General features: G+C 64.0%; 8 protein-coding genes and 1 pseudogene. All 9 read left to right on the top strand.

Annotated features, from left to right (window positions below; all coding sequences use genetic code 11):
• Positions 1-30: 30 nt before the first annotated feature.
• Entirely contained in the window at positions 31-324 is a 294-nt protein-coding gene (locus VIR09_RS09935) for a hypothetical protein (RefSeq protein WP_332012709.1), read from the top strand.
• Positions 324-626: a head-tail connector protein gene (locus tag VIR09_RS09940; protein WP_332012710.1), complete on the top strand. Its 303-nt coding sequence runs from the start codon at positions 324-326 to the stop codon at positions 624-626. The genes VIR09_RS09935 and VIR09_RS09940 overlap by 1 nt, the downstream gene beginning before the upstream one ends.
• 28 nt (positions 627-654) lie before the next feature.
• Positions 655-969, top strand: a complete 315-nt coding sequence (locus tag VIR09_RS09945) for a phage head closure protein (RefSeq protein ID WP_332012711.1) — start codon at positions 655-657, stop codon at positions 967-969.
• Positions 966-1394: an HK97-gp10 family putative phage morphogenesis protein gene (locus VIR09_RS09950; protein ID WP_332012712.1), complete on the top strand. Its 429-nt coding sequence runs from the start codon at positions 966-968 to the stop codon at positions 1392-1394. The genes VIR09_RS09945 and VIR09_RS09950 overlap by 4 nt, the downstream gene beginning before the upstream one ends.
• Positions 1387-1737: a tail completion protein gp17 gene (gene gp17 / locus VIR09_RS09955; RefSeq protein ID WP_332012713.1), complete on the top strand. Its 351-nt coding sequence runs from the start codon at positions 1387-1389 to the stop codon at positions 1735-1737. The genes VIR09_RS09950 and gp17 overlap by 8 nt, the downstream gene beginning before the upstream one ends.
• Before the next feature lie 61 nt (positions 1738-1798).
• Complete coding sequence (locus VIR09_RS09960) at positions 1799-2449, top strand: phage tail protein (RefSeq protein ID WP_332012714.1); 651 nt, start codon at positions 1799-1801, stop codon at positions 2447-2449.
• Between the two features lie 9 nt (positions 2450-2458).
• Positions 2459-2797 (top strand): phage tail assembly chaperone, encoded by a 339-nt coding sequence (locus tag VIR09_RS09965; RefSeq protein WP_332012715.1) that lies wholly within the window; start codon positions 2459-2461, stop codon positions 2795-2797.
• Positions 2798-2859: 62 nt separating this feature from the next.
• On the top strand, positions 2860-3105 hold the full coding sequence (locus VIR09_RS09970; protein ID WP_332012716.1) for a DUF1799 domain-containing protein: 246 nt from the start codon (positions 2860-2862) through the stop codon (positions 3103-3105).
• Position 3106: 1 nt separating this feature from the next.
• Positions 3107-3476 (top strand): annotated as a pseudogene (locus VIR09_RS09975) (phage tail tape measure protein); the annotation flags it as partial.

The raw sequence follows: 3476 nt of genomic DNA on the forward strand, positions 1-3476 counted from the left end.
CCCCCCCCCCCCGCCATACCTGGAGAGAACATGAAAATCAAAGCACTGTGGGGCTTTCGCGGCGACGCTGCGAAGCTGGGTAAGGGCAACGGGCGCGTTCGTGCCGGCGATACCTTCGACAACGTGGACCCGGAGTATGGCCATGCGCTGATCGGCAACCGCCTGGCCGAAGAAGTGCAGGGTGGCAAAGCGCCGCCGCGGGCGTCGGACGGTATGACGCCGGCCCAGCTGAAGAAGGCGCTGGCGGAGAAGAACGTAGCCATCCCTGAGGGTGCCACCAAGGAGCAATTGGCGGCGCTGCTGGATGGCACGGGGGCGCAGTAATGGACGTGGGCCGGGTGAGGGCCCACCTTCGCCTGGATCCGAACTTTCTTGATGACGACGTGCTGATTCAGGGCTATATCGATGGCGCCATCGCGCACGTCGAGCAGCACTGCGATCGCAAGATCGTTACGGGCGAGCCTAACGGGCCTGGCGAAATGGCAATGACGACCGACGTAGAACAGGCGGTGCTGCTGCTGGTCGGGCACTGGTACTCCAACCGCGAAGGGGTTGTGGTCGGTGCGGTCTCGAACCAGGTGCAACTCGGGGTCGAAAGGCTCCTCTGGTATCGCAAGCAGTTCTAAGGGAGGTGCCATGCTCCAAGCAGGAAGCTTGAATTGCCGCATCGTCATCTTTCGGCGCGACAAGTTGCGGTCCCCGGGCGGGCAGGTCGTTGATGAATGGGTGGAGCACGCTCGCGCCTGGGCGAATGTGGCGAAGCTTACGGGGCTCGGGACGATCAAAGCGGAAAGCGATGTTTCGCTTGTGAAGGCGAGCTATCGCGTGCGGTACCGGCGCGACCTGACCGCGGCGATGCGGCTGGCCCACGATGGCGCACTTTTCGACATCAAGGCGGTTCTACCAGATCACGCACGGCGCGAATACGTGGACCTGGTGTGTCAGTCCATCCCGGGGGAGTCGGCATGAAAATTTCCACCACGATGACGGGCGATCTAGAGGCCAGCTTGATGGCGCTGGCCGAATCGCTGGAGCAGCGCGTCGTCCGACCGGCGGCCCATGCGGGGGCGCTGGTGTTCTACGAGCGGGCCCGTGAACTGGCACCGCTGTACGTGGGACCGGAAAAGAAGGGAATAAAGCCGGGGCAGCTGAGGGCGGCCATCTACCGGGTGTTCTCTGAAGATCGCTCATCCGATGACCTGAAGGTTTACCAAATCAGCTGGAACCATACCAAGGCCCCTCACGGCCACTGGATGGAGTATGGCAACAGCCGGCACGGGCCCAAGCCCTTTATCCGGCCAGCCTTTAATTTCTACGAAAGAGCGCTGGACGCCTCTCGCAATCGGGCGCGCGAACTGACGGCGGAAATCATCGCGGAGCATTCCCATGGTTGAAGAAGACATTTTCGCGGTGCTGGGGCCGCTCGTGAATGACGAGGTATATCCAGGAGTTGCGCCACCCGAGGCCAGGTCGCCTCGAATCACGTACCACTGGATAGGCGGGAAGCCGCTGAATTTCCTAGAGGGCGTTCCAGACAAGCGCAACGGCACGTTGCAGGTCGATGTCTGGGCAAAGCTGGACACGGAGGCGGCCAGGATCATCCGGCGAGCGGAGGACGTCATTCGCTTGGATCCGCGCCTCCTCGGCTTGACTGAGGGCGGGGCAATTTCCGATCACGAGCCCGATACGGGCCTCTACGCACGCAAACAGACTTTTTCCATCTGGTTCAAAGACTAGCCCGCCTTGGGCTTTCAACACAGCCGCCTCCGGGCGGCTTTTTCATTTTCAGGAGGCCCAAATGGGCGTGAAACTTCCCAATGGCGCAATCTTCTCGATCGCCAAGACCTATGCGGCTGTGGCGGCTACCACGGCCGTTTCTAATGCCGCCCCTGCCGTGGTGACGGCGGCAGCACACGGTGCCTCCGATGGCGACGTGGTGGAAATGGCCTCGGCCTGGACGGCGCTCGATGGCCGTGTGGCGCGCGCCGACGCCGTCACTGCGGACCAGCTGTCGCTGGAAGGCATCGATACGACGGACTTGAACCGCTACCCGGCAGGGGGCGGCCTCGGGTCGGTTCGTCGCGTCATCGACTGGATGCAGATTTCGCAGGTCATGGAATCGGCAAGCCAGGGCGGCGAACAGCAGTTCTACAGCTTTTCGTTCCTGGAAGACACCGGCGACGAACGGCAGATTCCGACCACGCGCAGCGCGCGTTCGATCAACCTCACCATCGCCGACGACGACACGCTGCCGCAGTACCAAGTGCTGAAGGCCGCGAACGATGACCGCCTTCCGCGCGTGATCCGTTTCCGCCTGCCGTCCGGTTCCACGATCTATTTCCGGGCCTACGTGACGTTCAGCGAAATGCCCACCACCACCAAGAACGAAGCCATGACGCAGCAGGTGACGCTGTCGCTGACTGGCGCCCCGACCCGCTACGCCGCGTAAGGACCAACCATGCCCAAACACAACGAAGAGCAGCTGTTTTCCCTTACCCCGCCAGCGACCTTTGCCGCCACCGTCGACATTCCGCGCCCCGGCGCCGAGCCGGCCAAGCTGCGCCTGACCTTCCGCCACAAGACGAAGGAAGACCTCAACGCATGGCTGGCCAGCGGCAAGGATGCGCAGTCGGACGCCGAATGGCTCGGCGTCATCGTCGCGGGCTGGGAAGGCGTAAACACGGGCTTCTCGCCCGAAGCGCTGGCGCTGCTGATCAGCAACTACCACCGCCCTGCCGTCGAGGCCATCATCGACAAGTACCTGTCGGAACTGACGGAGGTCCGCCGGGGAAACTGATCGCCGCGGCCCGGCGGCGTTATTGGCGTGCGCCGCCAGCGGAGGACTACGAGTGGTTGGGGTTGACCCAGGCAGACGTGGCGCCGCCCCTGGTGGTGCTGTTGCCCGAGAACCAGCTGCCGTTCAGCGTCTTCTGCGCCATGGATACGCAATGGCGGGTCGGTGCCGGCGGCGCCACGGGGCTGGACTACGGAACGCTGCCCACCGTGATGCGCTTCATGGGCATCAAACGGGGGCAGTGGCCTGAGATCTGGGATGCGGTGCGCGTGATGGAAAGCGCCGCCCTGGAAGAAATGCACAAGGATTGATATGACGGACGTTGTAGGCAAAGCCACACTGGAGTTCGGTGCCGACAACAGCGGCGTCAAATCGGCAGTGCAGGAGGTTGGCCGCGAGGTCAACAACATGGCCACCGTTGCCGCGGCCGCCGCCGTGAAGGCATCCGGGAGCCTCCAGGGTATCGGCACCACGGCCGAGGGGGCGGCGCAGAAGCTGACCGCCTCGCAGCAGCGCGCCAGGCAGTCGCTGGAGCGCCTGGCCAACACGCTGGGGCGGTCGCGGGCCGAAGTCGCGCAGTACAAGGCAGAGGCGGCCGGCCTGCCGCGGGACGTGTACGAACCGCTGGTGGCGAAGGTTCGCGAAGCCGAGGCCGCCATGGGGGGGCTCAACGCTGGCCAGC

It is taken from the genome of Achromobacter sp., from assembly GCF_036567245.1.
Lineage (GTDB): Bacteria > Pseudomonadota > Gammaproteobacteria > Burkholderiales > Burkholderiaceae_B > Achromobacter.